Raw genomic sequence first — 25,455 nt, 5'->3', positions numbered from 1 at the left:
TTATGGAGAATAAAAATGTAGAAAGACAACAAAAGAAATATAAGTATATGACTGCACTGGGAGCAGGTGGCTATCAAGAGTTTGTATATGAGTATTGTGGAGTAAGAAATGAAAACGCAACAAGATTTGTTCAAGCAGCAATGTTAGAGATATTAAGGAAGAAAGAAATTGTAGTTGATGAATTCATTGTTTTATTAACAGAAAGATCACGAAATGAAACTTGGGAGAAAACGATAATAAGACAGTCTAATTCTATAAAAGAAAGGTTAAAGAAAAAAAATCCTGAGCTATTTAAATCTGTGGAGAGTGAATTAGAGTATGATGATTGTTGGAAGGATACAAAAGAGTATGATGGATTAAAAGCAGTATTAGAAAACTTGGGAGGAATTACATTAACAGTAATTGATATTAGTGATGGAAAATCAATAGATGAGCAGTGGGATATTTATCAAAAGATTTCTAATGAAATTGTTAGTCGGGAAGGAGAAGTTAATCTTATCTTTGATATAACAAATGGGTTTCGTACAATTCCAATGCTTGCAGTATCTGCATTAGATTGTATAAGAAGAATAGAAAATGTAAATGTAGAATACATCTTTTATGGTGCAATGGAAGCGAAAAGTGACGATAAAATTGTTCCTGTGTTTGACTTTACTATGTTGCTTGATGTCATGGAGTGGTCTCAAGCATTGAGGATGTTTCAGGATTATGGAATTAGTGAGCCGTTATGTGAAATTGCAAGAAATGGGATAGAAGAGAGCAAGAATAGTAAAACAGGTGATTTGAAAAATATAAGTGAGAGTGACACATGGAAAGAACTAATCGGTGCGATTGATACATTTTCAAAGACAATTGAAACAGGTCGTGGCAAATATGATAAAACGCGTAGTAATAAAGAGAATTGTATTGCTTTAGCAGCGTTAGAAGTAGTAAGGACAATTGACATAGTAATAGATATGGAGTTTGAAAAAGAAAATGTACTAGAAAATACTTTATTAATACCATTGATTCCGATTCTTGAACAAATCAGAGTGAGCATGCAGGAATTTGTAAAAGAAGATAATTTTGAAATTGGACTTCAAATAATTAAGTGGTGCCGAGATAAAAAGAAGGTTCAACAAGGACTTACCGCATTAGAGGAGACAGTGACTACCTATGTGTGTAAATTATTAAATGATTTAGGTGTTGGAGTAGATGAGGTAAATAAAAACGATAGAATGGACATTGTGAATAAAGCAGTGACTGGTATACTACACAATAGAAAGGATACACGAAATAAATTGAAGTATTCAGAAGAAAAGTATGAGCGATTTACTAAAGTAAAAGGAGAACTAAAAAAAATAGTTGATGAGCAGAAACACAAGAACAAGGAATTAACCCTCATGGGATTAGTTGATAAGATTAAAAAATTAAGAAATGATATAAATCATTTTGGCTTTTCATCTAAGAGTAATCAGTGTAATGATATAATAGAGGAGTTTGAAAGATGCTCGTTGGATTTTGAAAAGTTAGTATGCACTTATGAAAGTGAGAAAAGGGAATAAAAAATATAATATTAAATGAAGTGAAAGTAAAAAAGTAAGTCAATAAAAACATATTACAAAAGATTATTTTACCAGCCGATGATTAAGCCAAAGTTACAAAAAGTCAGTAATAGCAAGCATTTGAAGGTGATTTAAGTGTTGTATTATAAAAAGGGCTAACGGCTGGTAAAAATGAAGAAGTGCTTGAAAATAAAGGGTTTTGTGGTATCATTAAATTTAAGAATGTTGATTTTACTATGGTTGAATAACAACATGAGATGTATTGAAACTGTATAATCCGCTCTTTACAAGCTTTAATGTCAGTTGAATAACAACATGAGATGTATTGAAACACGTAACCGTCCCTTGTATTGTGGATTACACCATTGCTGAATAACAACATGAGATGTGAACGAGGAAACAAATAATATACAAAAAATCCCCAAAATAAAAATACAGCTGCTTAAGGGAATATATGCCTATACTCTAAAATCATAGAAAATATATATTAGTAAAGAAGGAGTAAAACCTCATGACACTTGAAGAAATATTACATCTCGAAGAAAAACAAATTTTTGACCGTAAAAGCATAAATATTGAGCCGAAATCATTGGCGATTACTATTGTAGCATTTGCAAATGCTGATGGAGGTACTATAGCAAGTGGACTATCCGATAAAACTTGTCGAATAGAAGGTGTAGATTTTGAGACATAAAGATTAAATGAATTGTTACGTGTTCCATTTGATTTTTGTATACCTACGGTTAAAGTAGAAATAGAGAATATACCATGTATTGATTCCGAAGGAAGAGAGAATCATATCATTTTAATGCACATTGAACCAAGCATGGAAGTTCATGCAAATCAAGTAGATGAAGTCTATATGCGTATTGGAGACAAGTCAAAGAAGCTGACATTTGAAGAACGTATGCAACTTATGTATGATAAGGGAGAACGATTTTTGAGGATAAGCCAGTTCCAGACGCAGGTATTGAAGACGTAGATATGGATTTTGTAAAAATGTATATAGAGAAAATTGGTTATTCAAAGACGCCGATAGAATATCTAAAAGAGAATAAGGGGTTTGTAAAAGAGAAAAAAGACCACTTACAAATTAGTTCCGCAGCAATTTTACTATTTGGAAAGAATCCGCAACTCTATTTTCCAAGAGCAAGAGTGCGCTTTATTCGATATGAAGGAATAGAAGAAAAATTTGGTGCAGAGATGAATGTTATTAAGGATGTAATATTTGAAGGAAATATCTTAAAGATGATCAGTGATGCTATTTCATATCTGGATACTCAAATAAAAGAAAAAACGTACTTGGGGGAAGATGGGAAATTTGTAACAGAGGAAGAATACCCTAAATTTGTAAGGCAAGAAATTTTGGTTAATGCAGTTACGCACAGAGACTACAGTATTCGTGGAACGGATATACAAATAAAACTTTTTGATAATCGTATCATGGTTGAGAGTCCAGGACGATTACCAGGACTCGTAAGGGCAAATAATATAAGACATACGCATTTTTCAAGAAACCCCAAAATTGCAGAATTTTTAAAAGCATTTAATTACGTAAAAGAGTATGGTGAAGGTGTTAATCGTATGTATAAGGAACTAGAAGCAGTTGGGCTTCAAGCACCGGAATACTATAGTAATGCATTTATGCTACAAGCAATTGTTTACAATACAAAAAATAAAAAGTCGGAGATTGGAGAGCAAAAGTCGGAGATTGAGAACCAAAAGTCGGAGATTCAGAGAACAAAAGTGCCTTTTGAGACAATAAACTTGGAGATTCAAAAATATAAGTATAATGAACCGACTGCAAATAATATTTTGAAAATTTATAACGAAATTGATACAAATCAAATATTTAGTGCATCTGACGTTAGAAAACTCTTAAATTGTTCATCGTCAACAGCTTCGGAAATAATGTCTAAGTTGAGAGAAATTAATGTCGTAAAAAGTGTTAAGGGAAAAGGGAAAGGAAAGTGTCGTTTGGCGTATGAGGATGAATATGTGGACGTACTATTTAGAAAAAAGAACATATAGAGAAACGTTATTAGAAAAAATATTTGCTACAACAAGTAGTAAAATAGAATTCGTGGAGGTGCTCCTATTATGAACAACCGTGAACTTATTGAAAAATGGCTTTCTGCTTTTGGGAAGGAGGTTGATCCCAAAATGATTGAGGATCATGTGACTTCGCATGGAAATCATTTATGGCATCTATTTACATAGGGAAATGTTTCCTGCCTTGAAGAGGACGAAGCAAGAAAAGCATTTGACAATTTGCAATATACAGAAGTAATCAAATTCTATGATGGATATTCAAACCATATTGAAGATGTTTCTACAGTGGGAAAAATTTTTGCCGAAGAACTTGATGAAGATTCGCGAAGCGATGTGTATATTGTGGCAAAGGATTTTTCGTGGACATACGTTCGCACTCATGAGAGTGGCTGGTGTGGTCCGTACTTTTGTATAAGGAAATAACAGTTCAATAAATTTAGATTTATGCGAGGAGGGATAATAAAAATAATTTTACCAGCCGATAAAAAAGTCAAAGTTGCGAAAAGCCAGCAATAGTGGGCATCTGAAGGTGATTTGGCTGTTATAATATAAAAAGGGCTAGCGGTTGGTAAAAATAGAAGAAATGCTTGAAACTAGAGGGTTTTGTGGTATCATAGAATTTAGGAATGTTGATTTTACTATGGTTGAATAACAACATACGATGTATTGAAACTGTATTACTGTTTTTGCTGTACACACACCTTCTTTGTTGAATAACAACATACGATGTATTGAAACCAACCAAAATCTGTTATATCTAAAGGGTCATTAAGTTGAATAACAACATACGATGTATTGAAACTGTAGCATTAAACGAATGGAACGGCGAAATATATGTTGAATAACAACATACGATGTATTGAAACACAGTTAAAACACCACCTATGCCAAAAGTAAAACCAGTTGAATAACAACATACGATGTATTGAAACCATTTTCCACGGATAACACATACAAGTCCGTGGAGGTTGAATAACAACATACGATGTATTGAAACGGAATCCATTCCGCTTCTAAATCTTCTCTCATAGTTGAATAACAACATACGATGTATTGAAACAAATGATATTCTTTTACTTCTGTTGGCACTTTTTCCGTTGAATAACAACATACGATGTATTGAAACTCTTGTGTTTGCACAAGAACTTGCTTGTCTTCTTCGTTGAATAACAACATACGATGTATTGAAACTTTCACTCCCTTGCAAAAAGCTACGGGCTATCCGTTGAATAACAACATACGATGTATTGAAACGCTTTATCAATGTCGTTATACAGTACCCAACAGGTTGAATAACAACGTACGATCTACCCCCATACCAGCACATTGCCTTAGAGTACATGCTCAAGCAACAACTCACCACACGAATCTCTAATACCCAAACAAGAAAGCAACAAAAATTCCTACATTAGAGTGGTTACAACATTGGTATGCAGAAAACGGTGAAGAAACAAGGGGAAATATTAAAATATTTCAGGAATGGATAGGAGAAGAATAGAATTAAAACATTTTATTAAAACTAAAACCCAAAACGAAGAGCCATATTAATAACTCTTAGTTTTGGGTTAATAAGAAGATTTCATTTTCTAATACAAATCAGATAATTTTAAATTACTAGTGTAAGTAATCAAATTATCATATTCACTTATCCCTTCAGGTCGTTCTCCATCTAATAAAAAGATAACACCGTCAATACCTAGAGACTTATTAAGGCATAGTGTATTGACGATAGTACGCATATTTACACCGATGACAGTGTCTCCAAGATTAAAGCTTTCAAAGTCCTTACTTAAGTTGACGTATGCGGTAGTACCGTCTTGCTTAATATCGAGCAATTTGACTGTTTTAGGGATTGATGTCTTCTCGGACGCTATTAGAAAATTGACGATATCAGTTGCATTAGGTTCTAATTCTGTTTCTTCAATAAGCCAATATGACAATGAGGAATCAGGGTAGCAATAGATGATATATTCTTTGCTACTTGACGCTTCGTCTAAAGAAGAAACATTACTTTTGGAACAAGCAGTACATAGAATGAGAACTAAGATTACTAAAAGGAACTTTTTTTTCATGACATACCTCCTTGAATAACATCTTGTGAAAATGTTTTGCTATATTTGTAATTGTATAACTTGGATCGATCTTAATCAAGACATTTTATTGGTCTAGTATTAAATGTATACTTGGCATAGAGATATACAAGCCGTTTAAATATTGTTAGTATAGCATGTCATATCGTGATAAGGGCTGTGTTTCAAAAAGATGCAAAGATATAATTAAAAATTGGGAAGTTAACTTCTGCGAAAACCACCTCTACAACTTAGAAAATCATCTAAAACAAAAAAGGAAGTGAAGACAATTGAGCATAGGATTTTGTGGAGCTGTTTTCATGAATACATCTGATATGAGCGAAATAGTAGAGTTGGCATATGGAATTCAACAGGAAGCCATAAACAATAGACTAGGTTGTATATTAGGCGGGAATGTCTCAATGGAAGCATATAACCGATATGAAAAATATATAGATGCAAATATAATTATGTTTGAATTAACGGATACACCACTGGATAATTACGCAGAGAGCATATTTCAGCCAACAATTGAGGAAGATGATGATTATGAAAAATGCTTTAATCGAACAATGAAAAAAAACTTAAAAGCAATACAAAATGTATTGACCCAAATAATGAGTTATGACATTGTCGATAAAATATATATAGATATAAACTATTTATTTCACGAGGACGAGGCACGAATAGAAATAACCGCAGGGGAAATGAGCGAAAGTATTCTAAAAAACTACGTAGAAAATGGATATTTTGCCCCTATAATTAGTTATTGTATTAAGAAAAAATAGTACAAGTAGAATAACTCAAACTTCAAAAGTATTTCGGGCGAAGTTTGAGTTATTCTGCTTCAGAGAGGCAAAGAGTAGTGAGGAAAGAAGAGAGATGAATACATTTGCTATGGAATAATAGAAAATGAACCACTTACCAATCCGTTTTGTACCACTCACCGCAAAATACTTGAGAAAGATAAAGAAGGCACATATAATAACAGTGGAGGTGCAAAATGAATATTCAGATTATAGAAGATATAAAAGAAGCACTACAAATAATAATCAAATGCAAGCAAAAAGATGACGAGGTAATACGATTAAAAACATATATTGAACTGTTCGACAAGAAGTTGCAAGCGAAAAAAGACAATGCGTTCTATTTTGTTAATGTCTCTGAGGTGTTATATTTTGAATCGATAGATAATCGCACCTTTTTATACACGAAGGATGATGTAATGGAGATAAAGCAACGGCTGTATGAATTGGAGATTATTCTTTCTGACAAGGATTTTATCCGAATCTCAAAATCACAGATTGCAAATATAAACAAGATTAGGTCGTTGAAACCAGAACTTAATCGTACAATCATTGCAACGATGAGTAATAACGAACAGCTTTATATATCTCGAAAATATGTACAGGCAATTCGTAGTATATTGTCGATATAGAAAGGAAATGGAGATATGGAAAATAAAAAGAAAGATAGTATCCAGTTTTTCGTATGGTTGAGAAATGGAATTGCATTTTGTACTACGTGGTTTCTTATTCTTATGCTAGTGTACAGTCATTTTTTTAATATCCAAAGCATTTCAACAAGGAACTTAACAAAGATGATATTCTGCACTTCTGGTGGAGTGTTACTGTTTAACCTGATTTTCTTACGTATGGTTATTAAGAAATGGAGCTTTATAAAAAGATTAACTTGCTTCATGCTCTTATTTAGTATATATGAATGTTTTTGTTTCTATTGGTTTGGACTTTTTGCGGGCAAAGGAACAATTAATAAATGGAGTCTATTTATTGGAATTGCATTTGTCTTATATATAATCTGCATGGCAATATATCAGCAGTATAATAAAAAACAAAGTGATGTTTACACGCAGGCATTGCAACGATATCAACAAAAAAGGGGTGGTGAAAATGGAGAATAAAGATAACTTGTTTTCTGTAGTTCGTGAATTAAGAGAAGATTGTGCAAGAAAACAACAGAAGGGATTACATTTTATTATCACGTCGGTTATGATATGGCTAGCGATTTCGTTTATTCAAATATTACCGTTACCGACATTTACAAAAAATCTGTATATGTTTTGCTGTTCGGCACCACTAATTCCACTAGCGTATTTGGTTTCAAAACTGATAAAAGTGGATTTTCAAAACAAAGATAATCCACTCACGAGTTTGGGTATTTTATTTTCAGTTAATCAAATGCTATATATTTTAATTGTAATGTGGATTTATGGATGCGTACCAGATAAAATGTTGATGGTCTATGCTATGATTTTCGGCGCACATTTGCTTCCATATGGCTGGTTGTATCAATCAAAAATGTATTATATAATGTCTATTCTAATACCAATTATGGCATTGCTGGTTGGACTATACTATTCCGCTTTAGTAGTTGCAGTTGTTATGTTTTTGGTTGAGATAGTATTTTGCGTTGGTTTGATAATGGAAAATTCAATGTATTCTAGGGTTCAAAATGAAGTTTAGAGTTTGGTAGCAAAATCAGGGCTATATTGATTTTCAAAGTACGAAATCTATTTAGCTGGATATAATGTAAAAAAGAGTAGCAGTGGGTGCAAATGTAGAATAGTGAAAATAATTTACCAGCCGATAATTATCATGTAATCATGTAAATCCAGTAATAGCGAGGATTTGAAGGTGATTTGGTCATTGCAATATTAAAAGTGACAAACGGCTGGTAAAAATCGAAGAAAAGCTTGAAAATAAAGGATTTTGTGGTATCATAGGATTTAAGAATGTTGATTTTACTATGGTTGAATAACAACATGAGATGTATTGAAACCTTCCTTTCTGCTTCCCTGTCTCTAAGCCAACTTGTTGAATAACAACATGAGATGTATTGAAACAGATTAGTAAGCTTGTTTAATATTAGTTGTAACAGTTGAATAACAACATGAGATGTATTGAAACAAAAAGGCGAACAGATGGACGCATCGGTTTCGAGTTGAATAACAACATGAGATGTATTGAAACCAGTAACGCTGCCAGTATATTTTCCAAACTCTTGTTGAATAACAACATGAGATGTATTGAAACCGACCACAGTGTAATTCTATTACGATTTCTTCACGTTGAATAACAACATACGATGTACCCCTCCATTTCCTCCCTAGTCATTTCCACCAAAATATGCTATCATTATCATACATAGGACAAAGTCCAAAACAGATCCTAAATCAGTAATCAACAACAACCAATCAGCGAGGTAACCATGGAAAATCAAGAATTACAAAAAGAACAACAGCACAAAAGACGTGTTCGCTATAGTGGAACGCATCCAAAAAGCTATAAGGAAAAATACAAAGAACATCAACCGGAGAAATATAAGGATACAATAGAGAAAGTTATAAGCAAGGGAAGTACGCCAGCAGGTATGCATATCTCAATCTGTGTAAAGGAAATCTTAGATTTCTTGCAGATTCAGCCAGGACAGACAGGATTAGATGCAACACTTGGGTATGGTGGACATACATCGCACATGTTGAAGTGCTTAGAAGGAAAAGGACATATCTATGGACTAGATGTTGATCCAATAGAGTCGGCAAAGACGAAAGAACGATTAGAGAATATGGGATTTGGCGAAGATATATTAACAGTAAAGTTACTTAACTTTGCAAATATAGACCAGATAATAGAGGAATCAGGACCATTGGATTTCGTATTGGCAGATTTAGGGGTATCCTCAATGCAGATAGATAATCCAGAACGAGGATTTTCTTATAAGACAGATGGGCCACTTGATTTACGATTGAATCCTCAAAAGGGTATTTCGGCAGCAGAGCGATTGAAAAATATCACACAGCCAGAGTTAGAGGGAATGTTGATAGAGAATTCCGATGAACCATACGCAAAAGAGATATCAAGAGCGGTTGTATCAGAGATTCGAAAAGGAAGAGCGATTGATACGACAACAAGATTAAGGGAAGTAATCGAAGGAGTTTTAGCGTCTGTTCCAGTAGCAGAACGAAAAGAGGTAATAAAGAAGACATGTCAAAGAACATTCCAAGCACTTCGTATTGATGTGAATAGTGAATTTGAAGTGTTAGAGCAATTTATGGAGAAGCTTCCGAATGTTTTGGCAAAAGGTGGACGTGTAGCAATTCTAACATTCCATTCGGGAGAAGATAGATTAGTAAAACAATATTTTAAACATTTTTATAGAGAAGGAATCTATAGTGACATTGCAAAGGACGTGATTCGTCCATCAGCAGAAGAATGTAACATAAACAGTCGTGCCCGTTCGACAAAGATGCGTTGGGCTATTAGAGCATAAATATAGAGAGCAATTACTTAATACAATGAAATAGAAAGAGAAAAATCATTTAAAAGAAAAAAGATTTTTCTCTTTTCTGTGTTTATACATAAAGTTTTTCTATTATAGGTATTTAGCAACCCCTATTTCTTCATCAACTCTCTTAAATTCCCAATCTCACTCTTAAGCTCCCCGGTAACCCAATTAAATCGTCCTTCATCATCAAATTGACGATAAGGTGTTTCAATTGTCATCGCAAGGCGACGCCAGATTCGGTAAAGGGAGATTCTGCGAAGTTCCATTTTCGTAAAGGAGGACTTGCCATAGCCCTTTAAGAAATCAGGACTAATCTCACCATATCCAGAGAAATGATCTTCCAATAGATAATCCCCCCAAAAACAACGTTCAAAATCAATAATGCCAGATAGTTTTCCATTGTGAACCATAATATTGCCATCCCAGATATCATTGTGAATCAAACAAGGCTGTTTGCAGTCATCAAAAGCATCTTGGTTTGCTTTAATGAGATTCCAAAGATCCTCATAAGAGATACAACGCAAATCCAGATTCTTCGCAAGTCCATCATCAAGGAGCATTCTGAAAACGCCAAGCATAAATGTAGAATTGCTAGAAGAGAAGGATTCTGGAAGCTGAGGTCGTCCAAATTGTGAGTGTTTAATAGAGTTGATTTGAGCAGTGATTTTACCAATTTCGTAGTTTATCTGAGCACGTTCCTGTTCTGATAAGCTTGAGATAAGATGCTCATAGGAGTCCCCTTCAATTTTGCTTATAAACAGATACGGCGATTTGCAAATCGTACAGCTAGTATCATGTAGCAATACTCGTGGAATTGGGAGGGATAATTTTTCATTAATGAAAGCAAGCATTTGAGCTTCATTAAGTAGTAGATTGTTTTCATCGGATAGCATTTCTACATGTTCTTGAGAAGCTATTTTTAATATCATTTCTTTGCTGTTTGCACAGATTAGATATACCGCATTAACGAATCCCGCGTTAATAGGTTCAGCAGAAAATGAATTGAGTTTTTCACCAAGAACTTTCTCGGTCATTTGCTCTAACGTTTCGTTGTCTTGCCAGAATTTTGATACAGCGTCCATAACATACCTCCGATTTTTATAAAAGGGAGTTTCCAATCGGAAACTCCCTTTAGACATTGTAGGGCGTGTTTGAAAATTCATTGACCTGTTCTGCACAAGTAATTTTCAGACACGCCCTGGGACATTTATTTTATGAGGACATTTTTTGTTTATATACGAAATGATGTTGGGGTCTCAAAGTCATACTTTTTCATGCAAGCATGAAACGTATGACCTTTTGACTCTTGTATCATTATAATTCAATACTTACAGAAGTACTTCCCGCAACAGCAACAACTTTCTTATCAGTACCAGCAACAGCAACCGTAAATGTTTTATCAGTAGAAGCATAAGAAACGGTAATACCATTACCACTGCGAGTAGCTGTGATATCAGTAAGTTTGTTTGCTTCGCTGTCATAGATTGTAGCAGTAGCAGTCTTGCCATCTTCAAGATTGTAAATAGTAGCTTCAGCGTTATTAAGGTAATCGTAAACAACGTTATTCGTAGCAAACTCACCACATGTAATGATAGAGTTTGGTCTAGCTAAGATAGGCATTTCGAAGTAGTTACATTTTCTTGAGTAGTATCTGCCACCTTCGTAAACGTCATTTGTTACGATGTCATACCAAGTTCCTTCTGGTACATAGAACTCAGCCAAACCTTCTTCGTTCATAACTGGAGCGATAAGAAGATTATCACCTAGCATATATTGCGCATCAAGGTATCTACAAGCTGGGTCGTTAGAGAATGCGATAACCATAGAACGCATCATTGGAACACCAACTTCATGAGTTTTGATTGCTTGAGCCCATAAGTAAGGCATTAATTTACCTTTTAATTTTGTATAGAAACGAAGTACGTCGCAAGACTCTTCATCAAAGTTCCAAGGCACACGGTAAGAGCTTGAACCATGTAAACGGCTATGCGTAGACATAAGACCGAATGCACACCATCTCTTATAAACATCAGCAGGAGCAGTAGCTTCGAATCCACCGATATCATGGCTGAAGAAACCAAAACCTGAAGAACAAAGAGAAAGTCCACCACGAACAGTTTCAGCCATTGCAGAGTATTCTGCGTAGCAGTCACCACCCCAATGTACAGGGAATTTGTGTCCGCCAACAGTAGCACTTCTTGCGAATAGACAAGCTTTGTCTTTTCCGAAGTATTCTTCTAAAGCTTCGAATACGCATTTATTGTAAAGGTAAGTGTAGTAGTTATGCATCTTAACAGGGTCCATACCGTTGAAATATTTACATTTCGTAGGAATTCTTTCACCAAAGTCTGTCTTGATGTTGTTAACACCCATCTCAAATAATTGTCTTAATAGACCTTTGTACCAATCACATGCTGCAGGATTCGTGAAGTCAACGATTGCCATTCCTGGTTGCCAAGCATCTGTTTGGTATACACCACCATCAAGATTCTTGATGAAGTAGCCATTTTCTTTACCGATGTCAAAAAGTTTAGAACGTTGTCCAACATAAGAGTTAATCCATACACATACTTCTAAGCCTTTATCATGAAGTCTCTTGAGCATTGCTGGAGGATTCGGGAATTGTCTTGTATCCCATTCGAAGTTACACCATTCGAATTCTTTCATCCAGAAGCAGTCAAAGTGGAATACTTGTAGAGGAATATCTCTTTCAGCCATACCATCGATAAATGAGTTGATTGTGTCTTCATCATAGCTTGTTGTAAATGAAGTAGACAACCATAAACCAAATGAATATGCTGGTGGAAGTGCTGGTTTACCAGTTAAAGTTGTATAGTTTTCTAATACGCCTTCAAGGTTTTCACCACCGATAATAAAGTACTCTAATTCTTCACCAGGAACTGTGAAAGAAACACGAGATACGGTATCTGACATAACTTCGAAAGATACTTTATCAGAACTATTAACTAAGATACCATAGCTCTTTGATGAAATGTAGAAAGGAATGCTCTTGTAACTTTGATCTGTACAAGTACCACCATCACTATTCCAGATTTCAACCGTTTGACCGTTCTTAACGAATGGAGTGAATTTTTCACCAAATCCGTAGATACATTCACCGATGTCTGTTTTTAATTGTTCTCTTACATATGCAGTATTTCCGTTATAAGGATAGTCAAAGAAATCATTATCTTTGTTTAATTCTTTCTTAGCATCTGCCATAAATTGAGTTTCTGTAACGTAAGAAGTTGCACGCCATGAACCACCAGTTAAATGTTTTTCTTTATAATAGAACTGTACGCTCCAACTAGTTCCTTTTGTGATAACAACTTTTGTATTACCAGAAATCAATTCGATAGATTCTTCTGAATCATTGATGATTGGTTTGAAGTTGAAATCTTCATTTAATTCATATTGAGGTGAATTATCAAGACCACCTTTGTAATGAACAATATGAACTTTGATTGTATCTTCACAAGTAGATGAGTATGTGATTTCAAGAATTGGGCCTTGAAGAGTCATACCACGATTTTCAATTACTGCAGTAGTTGCTAAAACAGTAATGCTGTTTTCCGTTGTTGTAATTTCGTATGGTTGAGATGCGAATTTTGTATCATAACCTTTTTGTGTTACCCAGAATCCGTTTGCGAATTTCATAGATAGAGATCCTCCTTTTATATGGATGTATATTTAATATATTGGTTTAACATGTTTACTTTATGTCCTTGTAATAGTATTATATTATTATTATTTTAATAAATATTTAACTAAATGAATCATTTATAACACTATTTTGATAAAACATTGCACTAATAACTAACAAGGGCAATTATCAAGGAGGGGAGAAGATGGACACATTACAGAACGATAAAATGCAAACACAAGAAAAAGCAAAATATTATGAAGAGAAGATAAGCCATGGAACAGCAGAAATACCAATTGCGTTGCATAAATATTCTTATCCGAAAGGAACGGAGAGTATATTCTATCTGCATTGGCACAGAGAAATGGAGTTGTTAGTAGTAACAGAAGGAACAACGGAGATGCAAGTAGGAGAGACAAAATATATTCTTGATGTAGGTGACTGCATCTTCATCAATTCCAATGTGTATCATAGTGCAAAATCGTTAGATTTAGATGGAGGCTCTTTCTATGCGGTTGTATTCTCTTATGAATTTTTACAAAATGATTTGCATACGCATTTTGCTAAGCGTTATATACGACCTGTATTAAAAGAAAAACTACTATTTACACCAGTCATTCATCAAGATGGTGATTGGCAATCAAAAATTCTTGACTTGTTAGAAGAAATTAATGAGCTAGATTATATGAAACTATTAGAAAATGAATTGATGCTAAAGGTGCGCATGTATACGATATGGGAATTGTACTATGAACATGCAAAGCAAAACGAGGTTTTAGATGAGGATAATTCTTTGAATTTGGAGAGAATCAAACCAGTACTCGACTATATTGAAGAAAACTATTCCTATGAAATATCGTTAGCAGAATTAGCAGATTTAATTCCTATGAGCGAAGGACAATTTTGCAGAATATTTCGTCAAACAATGAATCGAACACCGATGCAATATATTATGCGATATCGGGTGATGCAAAGCTGCCACCTTCTTGTGGAAACAAACAAAAAGATTGCAGAGATAGCAAATCTATCTGGTTTCAACAATATTAGCTACTATAATAAAGTATTCCACACAATAGTCGGCTGTACTCCAAAGCAGTATCGGAATTCTAATTTCTAAAAACTTTTAAATAACTTGTTGATGCAAAACTGGTACATGTTTCATAGCTTCTTCGCTGCTGTATGATGGCACAAAACACGCTGTGCACCTTAGTACTTCTAGGTGTGTACGGATAGTTATCGAGATGTTACGGAAACGTCTTCGATTCGGCATCCTGCCTCAACGAAGACTGGCTCGGCGTCCATGCCTCGCCTTCCTAGGTTGTTGATGTACACACTAAGAAGTACTACAGGTGCTTCGCTATCGTTTTTTAGCCATCATACATCAGCGAAGAAGCAGATGAAGGTAGTGAGTTTTGCATACTACGTTATTGACAAGAGCATTGAAAAGATAAGAAAAGACTTGGGTTGGTTTTAGAGAAATGTGACGTTGAGGTCAAACAGTATTTTGACCCAACTGGTATAGCCCTAGTGGTACGATGTATTTGGTGTAAGCATGAATTTAAAATTAAAAATTTTCCATCATAGAAAAATTTAATAAAGTTACCAACTTTATCACACAGAGCAAATAACCTACTAACATAATTACGACATTATTGTACAAATTATATCTTATAAAGATAAGATGAAATGAGAGGTAAAGTGAAATTATCATCTTAGTTTTTAAAATCAAATTTTGAACATTTGAACAGATGTAGCTATTGAGATATTTGCGAAACTCTTAGTATACTCGACTGCTTCTTGGTTACTGTACGCTAACAAAAAAACGGTAGCGGAACATCGATAGTACTTCTTGGTGTATACTGCACGGACTAGGAAGGCGAGGCATGGACGCCGAGCCAGTCTGAGCTGAGGCAGGATGCCGAATCGAAGACGATTCCGTAACTTTTGAATAGCGCAACGTATACACCTAGAAGTACTTCGATGTGTAGCGTGTTTTGTGTTAGCGTACAGCAACCAAGAAGCTTAGACACATAAAAGGAGTTTCGCATTTGGAGGTAGCTTTTCAAAAGGAGGTTGCAATGGTAAACATAAAGAATAACTTTATAAAGTACATTTTGCTGTTTTTTGTGGGTGGTTATGCGTATTGCGGGATAGAAATTTTATCAAGAGGGTATTCGCATATCTCGATGTTGATTGCAGGAGGAGTTTGTTTTATATCAATAGGTTTGCTAAATGAAAAATCGCCATATCGAATGTCATTTGTTAGTCAAATGGTAGTTTCTTCTGTTATAATAACAGGAGTGGAATTGATGACTGGTTTGGTAGTTAATGTTTGGTTGGGGATGAATGTTTGGGATTATTCGAATCAACCATACAATGTACTTGGACAAATCTGTTTGGTTTATGTATTTATCTGGTTTTTCCTATCTCCATTAGCGATTGTTTCCGATGACTATCTAAGGTATTGGCTTATGGGGGAAAGTAAGCCAAGATATCGTTTTTGGTAAGGAAGGGAGTTAAGTTTGGAGTATTTATATGATAAGTTAGTGAAATATCAAGAGGAGGATGTCTATCCTATGCATATGCCGGGGCATAAACGTAATCTTGAATTGATGAATATGATAAATCCGTATGCAATTGATATTACGGAAATTGATGGATTTGATAATCTTCATGATGCGGAAGACATTCTACTTGAGAATATGGAGGAAGCTGCGCAGTTATATCATGCGACACATACTCATTATCTAATTAATGGGAGTACAAGTGGATTGCTTGTAGCGATAGCGTCTTGTACGAATAAAGGGGATACCGTTCTTGTGGCAAGGAATTGTCACAAGGCGGTTTATCACGCTATTTTCTTAAATGAATTAAATCCAATTTACCTCTATCCAGAAGTGGATGAGGAATTAGGGATACATAGAGGAATTGCACCAGAGCAAGTAAAGGAAGCAATAGAGAAGAATCCGAATATAAAGATGGTACTACTCACATCTCCGACATATGAGGGAATCGTTTCTGATATAAGAGCGATTGCAGAGATTGTTCATTCGTATAACATACCACTTGTTGTAGATGAAGCACATGGGGCACATTTGGGATTTGACAAAGCATTTCCAGAAAATGCAGTTGCTTGTGGAGCAGATTTGGTTATTCATAGTGTTCATAAGACATTGCCAGCATTTACACAGACAGCGTTGTTACATAGCAATGGAGATATCGTAGATTATGATAAGATAAGAATGTATCTACAGATATATCAAACAAGTAGTCCGTCGTATGTACTTATGTCGGGAATCAGTAATTGTTTGCGACTTGTAAAAGAACAGGGAGCAGAGTTGTTCAAGGAATATAATAAAAACTTAGAGACATTTTATAAAGCGAGTGAGGGGCTACAGCATATTAGAGTAATTCAGCCAAAGGACTATACGAGAGCGAGTGGAATTTATGCAATGGATCCGTCTAAGATTCTAATCTTTACACATGGAAGTTCATTAAATGGAGTCGAATTATATGATATGTTACGAGAACGTTATAAGATTCAATGTGAAATGGTTTCGAAAGATTATGTATTAGCGATGACAAGTATCGCGGATACGAAAGAGGGATTCGAACGATTAATAAATGCGCTTCTTGATATCGATAAGAAAATGATAGGACAGATAAAGAAACAGCATGTTATGTTGTTTAGTGTAATAGATGCAACACTTGTATTAACGCCTTATGAAGCATATAATCAAAGAAAAGAAAGAATAGCAATAGAAAATAGCGTAGGTAGGATTGCAGGTGAATATGTGTATCTGTATCCACCAGGAATTCCGCTGATTGTCCCAGGTGAAGAGATAACGAAAGAAAGTATTAGTAAGATACAAGAGTACAAGATGGCTGGTCTGCATATAAAAGGCATGAAAGATAGTAATAACGAAAAGATTCTTGTAGTAGGAGAACAATAAAATGGGTAAGATATATGTAGTAATTGGAAAAAGTGCTTCTGGAAAAGATTCTATATTTAAATATTTGAAAGAAGATGAGAAACTTCATCTGCAAACAGTGGTTGGATATACAACAAGACCAATTCGAAATGGAGAAGAGGCAGGTTGCGAGTACTTTTTTGTTACAGATGAAGACTTTGAGAAATTAAAGATAGACGGAAAGATAATAGAATATCGCACATACAACACGATACATGGTCCATGGAATTACTTTACGGTTAATGATGGACAAATAGAGCTGTCAAAAACGGATTATTTGTTTATTAATACACTAGAAGCTTATAATCAAATCAAAAAGTACTATGGAGAGGGAAGAGTTGTACCGATATATATAGAAGTAGAGGACGGAGAACGTCTAAGTCGCGCATTAATGCGTGAAAAAGAGCAATTAGATCCCAAATATGCAGAGCTATGCAGAAGATTTTTGGCAGACAATGAAGACTTTTCAGAGGAAAAGATAACAGAAAGTGGGATTAAAAAAAGGTTTCATAATAACGATATAAGAGAATGCGTCGAAGAAATCAAGAAGTATATTCAAAATGATAAAAGTGAAAGAAAAACTTTAGTGTAATAATAAACAGATTTATGCTATAATGAAAATAGCCATAAATTGATTTCGGGTTGTGTCAGGGGGGATAAGAAGTGGAGATTAAGGTAAATCAATTACAGAATATAAATCAAGTAGAGACAAAAAATCAGGTTACTGAAAATGATGGCTCTTTTAAGTTTACTTTGATTAGTAATATAGAAGAACAAGATTTGCAGTCTCGCCTACACTTCATGATGCAAGAAATTACACAGCATGGAAATAAATTGTCAAAACATATGGATATTCGTGATATGAAGAAGTACCGACAATTAATTAAGGAATTTATGAATGAGGTTGTCAATCGATCCCATAAGTTTAGTCGTGAGAATTTCCTTGATAAAAGAGGCAGACATCGTGTTTATGGTATGGTAAAACTGATAGATAAGACATTAGATGAGCTGGCGACAGAATTAATTAAAGATGAAAAAGATCACATTAATATTCTTACGAAGATAGATGAAATAAGAGGTCTGTTGTTAGATATACTAGCGTAGGTTGTAACTGGAAGGACGAAGTCCTGAATAGTTACTAGTAATGAAACAAGAAATGTGTGACAGATTGGAGCAGGGATGATGTACGATTTTGGTAGTATTGTTGGACATGAACAGATAATTGAACATTTACAAAGTGCAATTAAGATGGAGAAAGTCTCACATGCCTATATCATTAATGGTGAGAAAGGCATGGGTAAGAAGACGATTGCTTATACATTTGCAAAGACATTGCAATGCAAAGAAAAGGCGACAAGCTCATGTAATACTTGTAAGTCTTGTTTGCAGGTAGAGTCGGGGAATCATCCAGATGTAATTTCAGTAAAGCATGAAAAAGTAAGTATTGGTGTTGACGATATTCGTGTGCAAGTAAATGGAGATATTGCAATTAAACCATATAGTGGTCCATATAAGATATATATCATCGATGATGCAGATAAGATGACAGAGCAGGCGCAGAATGCACTTCTTAAAACAATAGAAGAACCACCTGCATATGCAGTTATAATTTTGCTTACTACAAACAGTAGTAAACTACTACCAACAATTTTATCACGTTGTGTAACATTAAACTTGAAGCCTGTATCTTCTGATGCGATTAAAGAGCATTTGATGAAGGAATATAATATTCCGGATTATATGGCAAGTATGAGTGCAACATTTTCGCAAGGTATTTTAGGACGAGCAATTCGTTATGCGTCTTCCGAAGAATTCACACAGTCAAAAGAGGAAGTGCTTCATCTATTAAAATATATTGATGACATGGAATTGTACGAGATTATGGAAGCAATTAAGAGCTTATCGACACATAAACTTGAGATTAATGATTATTTAGATTTAATGATACTATGGTATAGAGATATTCTTATGTTCAAGGTGACAAAAAATCCTAATCTATTACTATTTAAAGAGGAATATAAGTTTATATCAGCACAAGCAAGTAAGAAAGACTATGAAGGTATAGAGAATATAATTAATGCAATGAATAAAGCGAAGAGCCGATTGAATGCAAATGTAAACTTTGATACCGTTATGGAACTTATGCTGCTTACATTAAAAGAGAATTAAAGGAGAAGCATATGATAGTGATAGGAGTTCGCTTTAGAAAAGCGGGAAAAATATATTTCTTTGATCCAGCAGGACTTGCGATAGAGCAAGGAAACAATGTAATCGTAGAGACTGCTAGAGGTGTAGAATATGGAACAGTAGTAATTGGCAAGCGTGATGTGGAAGAAAGTAAGATTGTTCAACCACTAAAAGCGGTTATTCGAGTTGCAACACCAGAAGATGATGAGATAGAATTAAAAAATAGACAAAAAGAAAAAGATGCATTTGGTATTTGTCTTGAGAAGATAAAGAAACATGGATTAGAGATGAAGTTAATTGACTCTGAGTATACATTTGATAATAATAAAGTGCTATTTTACTTTACAGCAGATGGAAGAATTGACTTTAGAGAATTAGTTAAGGATTTGGCAAGTGTATTCAAAACAAGAATTGAGTTACGTCAAATCGGTGTTAGAGATGAGACAAAGATTGTTGGTGGAATAGGTATCTGTGGTAGAGCACTTTGTTGTCACACATACCTATCAGAATTTGCCCCCGTTTCGATTAAGATGGCAAAGGAACAGAATCTTTCATTGAATCCAACTAAAATCTCAGGTGTATGTGGAAGATTGATGTGTTGTCTTAAGAATGAGGAAGAGGCATATGAAGAAGCAAATAGCAAGCTTCCGAACCTTGGTGATTTCGTTACAACGAATGATGGACTAAAAGGTGAAGTACAAAGCGTAAGTGTACTTAAACAAATAGTTCGTGTCATCGTTATACTTGAAAATGATGAAAAAGAAGCTAGAGATTACAAAGTAGATGAATTAAAATTTAAGCCTCGTAAGAGAAAAGAAAAGATTGCAATAGATGATGAGTTGCGAGCATTAGAAATGCTTGAGAAAAAGGAAGGAAAATCCCTCTTAGATGATGAATAAGGAACAGTTACTACCAGACGAACGTATTGATGAATTGCATCGTAATGGATATCAAATTATTCAGAATTCCAATAAATTTTGTTTTGGAATGGACGCAGTTTTGCTATCTGGTTTTGCAAGAGTCAAACAAAATGAAAACTGTCTAGACCTTGGAACAGGAACAGGCATCATTCCGATTTTGTTAGAGGCAAAGACACAAGGCAGACAATTTGTTGGTTTAGAGATACAGGAGGAGAGTGCTTCTATGGCGAGAAGAAGTGTTCTACTCAATAAGCAAGAAGAAAAAGTTCAGATTGTAACTGGTGATATCAAGGAAGCATCTTCGATTTTTGGAGCTGCTTCCTTTGAAGTAGTTACATCAAATCCGCCATATATGACAAATCAACATGGATTACAAAATCCAGATATGCCAAAGGCAATTGCAAGACATGAAGTGCTATGTACACTTGAAGATGTTGTCCGTGAAGCATCTAGAGTGTTAAAACCAAATGGACGATTCTATATGGTGCATAGACCGTTTCGACTTGTTGAGATTATGTCTTGCCTTACAAAATATAAGCTAGAACCAAAACGAATGAAATTAGTCTATCCTTATGTCGATAAAGAGCCTAACATGGTACTAATAGAAGCGATTAAAGGCGCAAAATCGATGATAAAAGTGGAATCACCATTGATTGTATATAAAGAACCGAATGTATATACGGATGAGATTTATGATATCTATGGGTATTAGCTAGAACGATATAAATATAATTGTAACTTGAAGGATGTAATCTTGAATAGTTATTTTGCAAGTGATGAAAAGGGAGGGGATATTGTGTCAGGAACATTATATCTGTGTGCGACTCCGATTGGAAATCTGGAGGATATTACATTTCGTGTAATTCGTACACTAAAAGAAGTAGATTTAATAGCAGCAGAAGATACGAGACACAGTATAAAATTACTGAATCATTTTGAGATAAAAACTCCGATGACGAGTTATCACGAATTCAATAAGATAGATAAAGCAAGATATCTAGTAAATCAACTGCTAGAAGGCGTGAACATAGCGATAATTACAGATGCAGGAACACCAGGAATATCTGACCCAGGAGAAGAATTAGTAAGACAAGCACATGAGGCAGGGATTACCGTTACGTCATTACCCGGACCAGCGGCGTGTATAACGGCATTAACAATGTCCGGATTGTCTACACGAAGATTTGCTTTCGAAGCATTCTTACCATCTGATAAGAAGGAAAAACAGCTTATATTAGAGGAATTACGAAAAGAAACAAGAACGACGATTCTGTATGAAGCACCTCATCGTTTAGTACGTACTTTAAAAGAGCTATTTGAGGCATTAGGCGACCGAAAAGTAACTGTGTGTAGAGAATTAACTAAAAGGCATGAAACAGCTTTTTTGACGACATTAGAAGGAGCTATTGCACATTATGAGATGCAAGAACCAAAAGGGGAATGTGTTATTGTAATGGAAGGTATTAGTCAAAAACAGATTGCAGAAGAAAAACAAAAAGAATGGGAAGAAATGACCATTGAAGAGCATATGGATTTATATCTAGGACAAGGTAAAGATAAGAAAGAATCAATGAAATTAGTTGCAAAAGATCGTGGAGTTTCTAAAAGAGATATCTATCAGCAACTGATAGATAATGATTAAAGAATCGCTTTACAAAGAGGTATCGTTCTTGATAGAGCAATGTATGTTTCATTAAATACAAAGAACCGATACAATTGGGAGAGTATCGGTTCTTTGCGTTCTAAAGAAATATTCGCTTTCGATTTTTTGCAGTAAACTTGGGAGAAGTTTACCCAATGCACAAGTAAGTTATGTACTATTCGATAATTCCTGCTAATTTAGCAAGTTGAACGATTGAGTCTTTAGAAACTTTTTTTCCGCAGAAGTCAAATAATTCACTTTTTTCACCAGAGAAGATGTCTGTTGGTTCATATTTTTGAAGAATGATTCTATCCTCTTCAACGAAGATTTCTAGTGGATCTCTCTCACTTACTCCTAATGTTCTTCTTAATTCGATTGGTAATGTAATACGACCAAGTTCGTCAAGTTTTCTTACGATTCCCGTACTTTTCATAATGAATCTCTCCTTTTGATTTTTTTAGGCTTTAACAATAGATATTAAAGTGGCTCTACTGTATGTCACAACAAGTTCTTCTGTTTTGTTGTTAAAATAATTGGCACCCCGTATTATGTCATATTCTCCTTGTTCGTGGAAAATTATACAGGATACTATTATAAAATAACACATCACCTAGATAATGTCAATTCATATTATTATCCATTTGTAGCACATATTTAACATGGGAAAATATGTGTCGATAAAAAAATATATTTTTTTACAAATACAGCTTACTACATAAGGAGTAAAATAATAGTAAAACGTCGAATTTAAAACGTTTTTAGGCAAGACTTTAGTAAAATAAAGTAATAAAATGCTTCATAATAGTGGTCTGAATTGAAGCAAAATTTATATACAATTAATAAATGATTTAATGTTTTTTTATTTTTTACATGAAAAATATGCTATGGAATAAAAAATAAACTCCTATAATATATTTATTATAATCATTGATAAGTATAGAAATGTTGTTTTTTAAGGGCAATATGGAGCACAAGTAAGAAATCTTGCTGACGTATAGTTACTGTGAACGCTTTATGTGAACAGTGACGACTTATGAAACAATTTGAGTAAGGAGGATATTTGCTAAACTATATTTGGGGATTTTTAATTATAGTAGGAATCGTTGTTGGAGTTTTTACAGGGAATATATCGAATGTAAGTGAAGCCGCGTTAAATTCAACAAAAGAGGCAGTTACACTCTGTATAACGATGCTAGGATTTATGGCACTGTGGACTGGAATTATGCAAATTGCAAGGGCTACAGGGTTAATTGCCACGCTAACGAATGGATTGCGTCCAGTGATACGGCTTTTATTTCCTAACTTACCAAAAGAGCATGTAGTAAACGAATATATTGCTTCTAATATGATTGCCAATATACTAGGACTTGGCTGGGCGGCAACACCAATGGGATTAATGGCGATGAAAGAATTGGCTGCACTGAATGATAACAAGGAGCGAGCCAGTTGCGATATGTGTACATTTCTTATAATCAATATCTCATCCTTGCAATTGATCCCTGTGAATATTATTGCATATCGAAGTCAATATGGTTCTGTTCGACCGACAGAGATATTGGGAGTAGCAATTGTGGCAACTTTATTCTCAACATGTGTCGGAGTAATATTCTCGATTGTTGCAAGAAAGAGAGGTAGCAGATGAAATTTCTCCTATATCTATCTGATTACATGATACCATTTGTTATTTTCTATGTAGTAGGTTACGGGCTTCTTACAAAGACAGCAATTTTTGATGAATTTACAAAAGGTGCAAAAGATGGATTTAAAGTAGTTGTGGATATTCTTCCAACATTGATAGGATTAATGGTCGGGATAGGAATTATGCGTGCATCGGGGGCATTTGATATATTGTCTAATCTATTAAAACCTCTTATGACATTGCTACGATTTCCAGCAGAATTAGTTCCACTAGTAATTGTTAAGATGTTTTCCTCCTCAGCAGCGACAAGTTTAGTACTTGATATATTCAAGCAATATGGCCCTGATTCCTATCTAGGTACTCTTACTTCTATAATGATGAGCTGTACAGAGACAATCTTCTATACAATGGCAGTTTACTTCATGGCAGCGAAAGTTAAGAAAACTAGATATACGCTTGCAGGCGCCTTGATTGCAACGCTTGCGGGAGTTGTGGCAAGTGTGGTGCTGGCTGGGTTTATGTAAAGGATATTATAAATATAACTTGAAAAAGGAATTGGGATTTGGTAATATTATTACAATAAATCTCAATTCTTTTTATATACCATTCTTTTTAATCAAGATTTTTAAACAATCCCATTTATAATTTATATATTTTTAATGAAAAGGTAAGCGACTAATAAATTTAGTGGTGTAATTGTGTGCAGTAAATTTATTATCTCAGATATTTAACATAAATAAAAGAAAGAACATAGGTGAAAATGAAGGACAGAAACATAAGTATTATCAAGGATTCCAATAATAATAAAATAGTCATGATACATGATATTCGATTTAAGGGTAAGCGTAGTGTGTGTTGGGAGGAGGTAGAGGAGTATCTTAAGGAATACATAGGGGAGTTTTTTGAGATTGCTGAAACGAAAGAGTTGGTGTATATTGGGAAAGACTTGACTCATGAGTTTAAAGGCTCAAAAGATACGCATCGCTTAAAAGGAGGATTGGCAAAAGCCAAGGCAAATGCGGCATCTGGAATCCCAGAATTAATTGAAATAGCTTCGAATAGGCGATTTAAAGAGAATTTAACAGGTAAGCATCAAAGAAATGCCAAGTTTGGCTGGTTTCGTTATGATTCAAGATTCGCACTACCTGTATATGGCAAGAGTGAAGAAGTGGAGAGGTATAATGTTTTTCATGTGGAGATGTTAATTCGCCATTCAGCAGAAGATAAATTGTTTTTATATGATATTGTAAATATAAAAAAGGAAACGAGCACCCCGCCTAGGCAAGCCTAACGGTAACAAACCCATTTCCTTTTTTATATAATAATGCATGATAGAAAAAAAAGCAAGAGTAAATTTGATAAAATTGGCATTGATTTTTTCTCTCTATATGCTAACTGTTAAACTCCATTTACATTTAGTACAAAAAAATGTTATAATTGAAACTATATACAAAGAAAAAGCTGGGTGGTAACTATCGGGCAT

The 25,455-nt window shown here is 34.5% G+C and carries 26 protein-coding genes, 1 pseudogene and 2 CRISPR repeat arrays; of the genes and pseudogenes, 23 read left to right on the top strand and 4 right to left on the bottom strand.

The genetic code is table 11. The annotated features are described in order from the left end of the window. The first annotated feature begins 2 nt into the window (after positions 1–2). The 5 genes and pseudogenes from csx2 to RMR19_RS08890 form a co-directional block, all read left to right on the top strand. Positions 3–1,544, top strand: coding sequence for a TIGR02221 family CRISPR-associated protein (gene csx2, locus RMR19_RS08910; RefSeq protein ID WP_310603137.1), 1,542 nt, complete (start codon positions 3–5; stop codon positions 1,542–1,544). A gap of 511 nt (positions 1,545–2,055) precedes the next feature. Continuing rightward, the gene (locus RMR19_RS08905) at positions 2,056–2,238 is read left to right on the top strand and encodes an AlbA family DNA-binding domain-containing protein (protein ID WP_310603136.1); all 183 of its coding nucleotides are present in this window, start codon (positions 2,056–2,058) and stop codon (positions 2,236–2,238) included. A 12-nt stretch (positions 2,239–2,250) separates the two neighbouring features. Next, positions 2,251–2,526 (top strand): hypothetical protein, encoded by a 276-nt coding sequence (locus RMR19_RS08900; RefSeq protein ID WP_310603135.1) that lies wholly within the window; start codon positions 2,251–2,253, stop codon positions 2,524–2,526. 2 nt (positions 2,527–2,528) lie between these two features. Then, on the top strand, positions 2,529–3,575 hold the full coding sequence (locus RMR19_RS08895; RefSeq protein ID WP_310603134.1) for an ATP-binding protein: 1,047 nt from the start codon (positions 2,529–2,531) through the stop codon (positions 3,573–3,575). A 210-nt stretch (positions 3,576–3,785) separates the two neighbouring features. Further along, positions 3,786–4,019 (top strand): annotated as a pseudogene (locus RMR19_RS08890) (DUF4275 family protein); the annotation flags it as partial. Positions 4,020–4,239: 220 nt separating this feature from the next. Further along, a CRISPR array of direct repeats spans positions 4,240–4,850; the repeat unit is 30 nt; unit sequence GTTGAATAACAACATACGATGTATTGAAAC. Between the two features lie 332 nt (positions 4,851–5,182). Here the strand turns inward: RMR19_RS08890 and RMR19_RS08885 are convergent. Continuing rightward, positions 5,183–5,668 (bottom strand): GerMN domain-containing protein, encoded by a 486-nt coding sequence (locus tag RMR19_RS08885; protein ID WP_310603133.1) that lies wholly within the window; start codon positions 5,666–5,668, stop codon positions 5,183–5,185. Between the two features lie 317 nt (positions 5,669–5,985). Between RMR19_RS08885 and RMR19_RS08880 the strand changes: the two genes are divergently transcribed. From RMR19_RS08880 to rsmH, 5 genes are all read left to right on the top strand, one after another. Next, positions 5,986–6,453, top strand: a complete 468-nt coding sequence (locus tag RMR19_RS08880) for a hypothetical protein (protein WP_310603132.1) — start codon at positions 5,986–5,988, stop codon at positions 6,451–6,453. A gap of 215 nt (positions 6,454–6,668) precedes the next feature. Then, positions 6,669–7,103 (top strand): LytTR family DNA-binding domain-containing protein, encoded by a 435-nt coding sequence (locus tag RMR19_RS08875; RefSeq protein ID WP_310603131.1) that lies wholly within the window; start codon positions 6,669–6,671, stop codon positions 7,101–7,103. A gap of 15 nt (positions 7,104–7,118) precedes the next feature. Then, positions 7,119–7,586 (top strand): hypothetical protein, encoded by a 468-nt coding sequence (locus RMR19_RS08870; RefSeq protein ID WP_310603130.1) that lies wholly within the window; start codon positions 7,119–7,121, stop codon positions 7,584–7,586. Next, entirely contained in the window at positions 7,576–8,148 is a 573-nt protein-coding gene (locus RMR19_RS08865) for a DUF7010 family protein (protein ID WP_310603129.1), read from the top strand. The genes RMR19_RS08870 and RMR19_RS08865 overlap by 11 nt, the downstream gene beginning before the upstream one ends. Before the next feature lie 286 nt (positions 8,149–8,434). Further along, a CRISPR array of direct repeats spans positions 8,435–8,718; the repeat unit is 30 nt; unit sequence GTTGAATAACAACATGAGATGTATTGAAAC. 175 nt (positions 8,719–8,893) lie between these two features. Beyond that, the gene (rsmH, locus tag RMR19_RS08860; protein ID WP_310603128.1) at positions 8,894–9,955 is read left to right on the top strand and encodes a 16S rRNA (cytosine(1402)-N(4))-methyltransferase RsmH; all 1,062 of its coding nucleotides are present in this window, start codon (positions 8,894–8,896) and stop codon (positions 9,953–9,955) included. Positions 9,956–10,077: 122 nt separating this feature from the next. On the opposite strand, the gene RMR19_RS08855 is transcribed toward rsmH, so the two are convergent. Continuing rightward, the gene (locus RMR19_RS08855; RefSeq protein WP_310603127.1) at positions 10,078–11,052 is read right to left on the bottom strand and encodes a phosphotransferase family protein; all 975 of its coding nucleotides are present in this window, start codon (positions 11,050–11,052) and stop codon (positions 10,078–10,080) included. Positions 11,053–11,284: 232 nt separating this feature from the next. Further along, positions 11,285–13,627, bottom strand: coding sequence for an alpha-xylosidase (gene yicI / locus RMR19_RS08850; RefSeq protein ID WP_310603126.1), 2,343 nt, complete (start codon positions 13,625–13,627; stop codon positions 11,285–11,287). Positions 13,628–13,818: 191 nt separating this feature from the next. Between yicI and RMR19_RS08845 the strand changes: the two genes are divergently transcribed. The 10 genes from RMR19_RS08845 to rsmI all read left to right on the top strand — a co-directional run bounded on the left by RMR19_RS08845 (position 13,819) and on the right by rsmI (position 22,333). Beyond that, the gene (locus RMR19_RS08845) at positions 13,819–14,730 is read left to right on the top strand and encodes a helix-turn-helix domain-containing protein (RefSeq protein WP_310603125.1); all 912 of its coding nucleotides are present in this window, start codon (positions 13,819–13,821) and stop codon (positions 14,728–14,730) included. A 207-nt stretch (positions 14,731–14,937) separates the two neighbouring features. Beyond that, entirely contained in the window at positions 14,938–15,087 is a 150-nt protein-coding gene (locus RMR19_RS08840) for a hypothetical protein (RefSeq protein WP_310603124.1), read from the top strand. Positions 15,088–15,691: 604 nt separating this feature from the next. Beyond that, the gene (locus RMR19_RS08835) at positions 15,692–16,120 is read left to right on the top strand and encodes a putative ABC transporter permease (RefSeq protein WP_310603123.1); all 429 of its coding nucleotides are present in this window, start codon (positions 15,692–15,694) and stop codon (positions 16,118–16,120) included. A 15-nt stretch (positions 16,121–16,135) separates the two neighbouring features. After that, positions 16,136–17,566: an aminotransferase class I/II-fold pyridoxal phosphate-dependent enzyme gene (locus RMR19_RS08830; protein WP_310603122.1), complete on the top strand. Its 1,431-nt coding sequence runs from the start codon at positions 16,136–16,138 to the stop codon at positions 17,564–17,566. 1 nt (position 17,567) lies between these two features. Continuing rightward, positions 17,568–18,176 carry a guanylate kinase gene (locus RMR19_RS08825; protein ID WP_310603121.1) on the top strand — a complete coding sequence of 203 codons (609 nt, stop codon included), beginning with the start codon at positions 17,568–17,570 and terminating at the stop codon, positions 18,174–18,176. 71 nt (positions 18,177–18,247) lie between these two features. Further along, entirely contained in the window at positions 18,248–18,688 is a 441-nt protein-coding gene (locus RMR19_RS08820) for a YaaR family protein (protein ID WP_310603120.1), read from the top strand. Between the two features lie 78 nt (positions 18,689–18,766). Then, positions 18,767–19,753 carry a DNA polymerase III subunit delta' gene (gene holB / locus RMR19_RS08815; RefSeq protein ID WP_310603159.1) on the top strand — a complete coding sequence of 329 codons (987 nt, stop codon included), beginning with the start codon at positions 18,767–18,769 and terminating at the stop codon, positions 19,751–19,753. An 11-nt stretch (positions 19,754–19,764) separates the two neighbouring features. After that, complete coding sequence (locus tag RMR19_RS08810) at positions 19,765–20,670, top strand: PSP1 domain-containing protein (protein ID WP_310603119.1); 906 nt, start codon at positions 19,765–19,767, stop codon at positions 20,668–20,670. Further along, positions 20,663–21,403, top strand: coding sequence for a tRNA1(Val) (adenine(37)-N6)-methyltransferase (locus tag RMR19_RS08805; RefSeq protein WP_310603158.1), 741 nt, complete (start codon positions 20,663–20,665; stop codon positions 21,401–21,403). The genes RMR19_RS08810 and RMR19_RS08805 overlap by 8 nt, the downstream gene beginning before the upstream one ends. 84 nt (positions 21,404–21,487) lie before the next feature. Further along, positions 21,488–22,333: a 16S rRNA (cytidine(1402)-2'-O)-methyltransferase gene (gene rsmI / locus RMR19_RS08800; protein WP_310603157.1), complete on the top strand. Its 846-nt coding sequence runs from the start codon at positions 21,488–21,490 to the stop codon at positions 22,331–22,333. Positions 22,334–22,508: 175 nt separating this feature from the next. On the opposite strand, the gene RMR19_RS08795 is transcribed toward rsmI, so the two are convergent. Next, the gene (locus RMR19_RS08795) at positions 22,509–22,766 is read right to left on the bottom strand and encodes an AbrB/MazE/SpoVT family DNA-binding domain-containing protein (protein ID WP_310603118.1); all 258 of its coding nucleotides are present in this window, start codon (positions 22,764–22,766) and stop codon (positions 22,509–22,511) included. A gap of 627 nt (positions 22,767–23,393) precedes the next feature. Here RMR19_RS08795 and RMR19_RS08790 point away from each other — a divergent pair. From RMR19_RS08790 to RMR19_RS08780, 3 genes are all read left to right on the top strand, one after another. Then, entirely contained in the window at positions 23,394–23,975 is a 582-nt protein-coding gene (locus RMR19_RS08790; RefSeq protein WP_310603117.1) for a nucleoside recognition protein, read from the top strand. Then, positions 23,972–24,496, top strand: a complete 525-nt coding sequence (locus tag RMR19_RS08785) for a spore maturation protein (RefSeq protein ID WP_310603116.1) — start codon at positions 23,972–23,974, stop codon at positions 24,494–24,496. The genes RMR19_RS08790 and RMR19_RS08785 overlap by 4 nt, the downstream gene beginning before the upstream one ends. Before the next feature lie 236 nt (positions 24,497–24,732). Further along, entirely contained in the window at positions 24,733–25,263 is a 531-nt protein-coding gene (locus tag RMR19_RS08780) for a hypothetical protein (RefSeq protein WP_310603115.1), read from the top strand. Positions 25,264–25,455: the final 192 nt, after the last annotated feature.

The sequence above is a fragment of the Anaerosporobacter sp. genome (assembly GCF_031551385.1).
GTDB lineage: Bacteria > Bacillota > Clostridia > Lachnospirales > Lachnospiraceae > Anaerosporobacter.
This window is presented reverse-complemented; position numbering and strand designations above follow the sequence as displayed.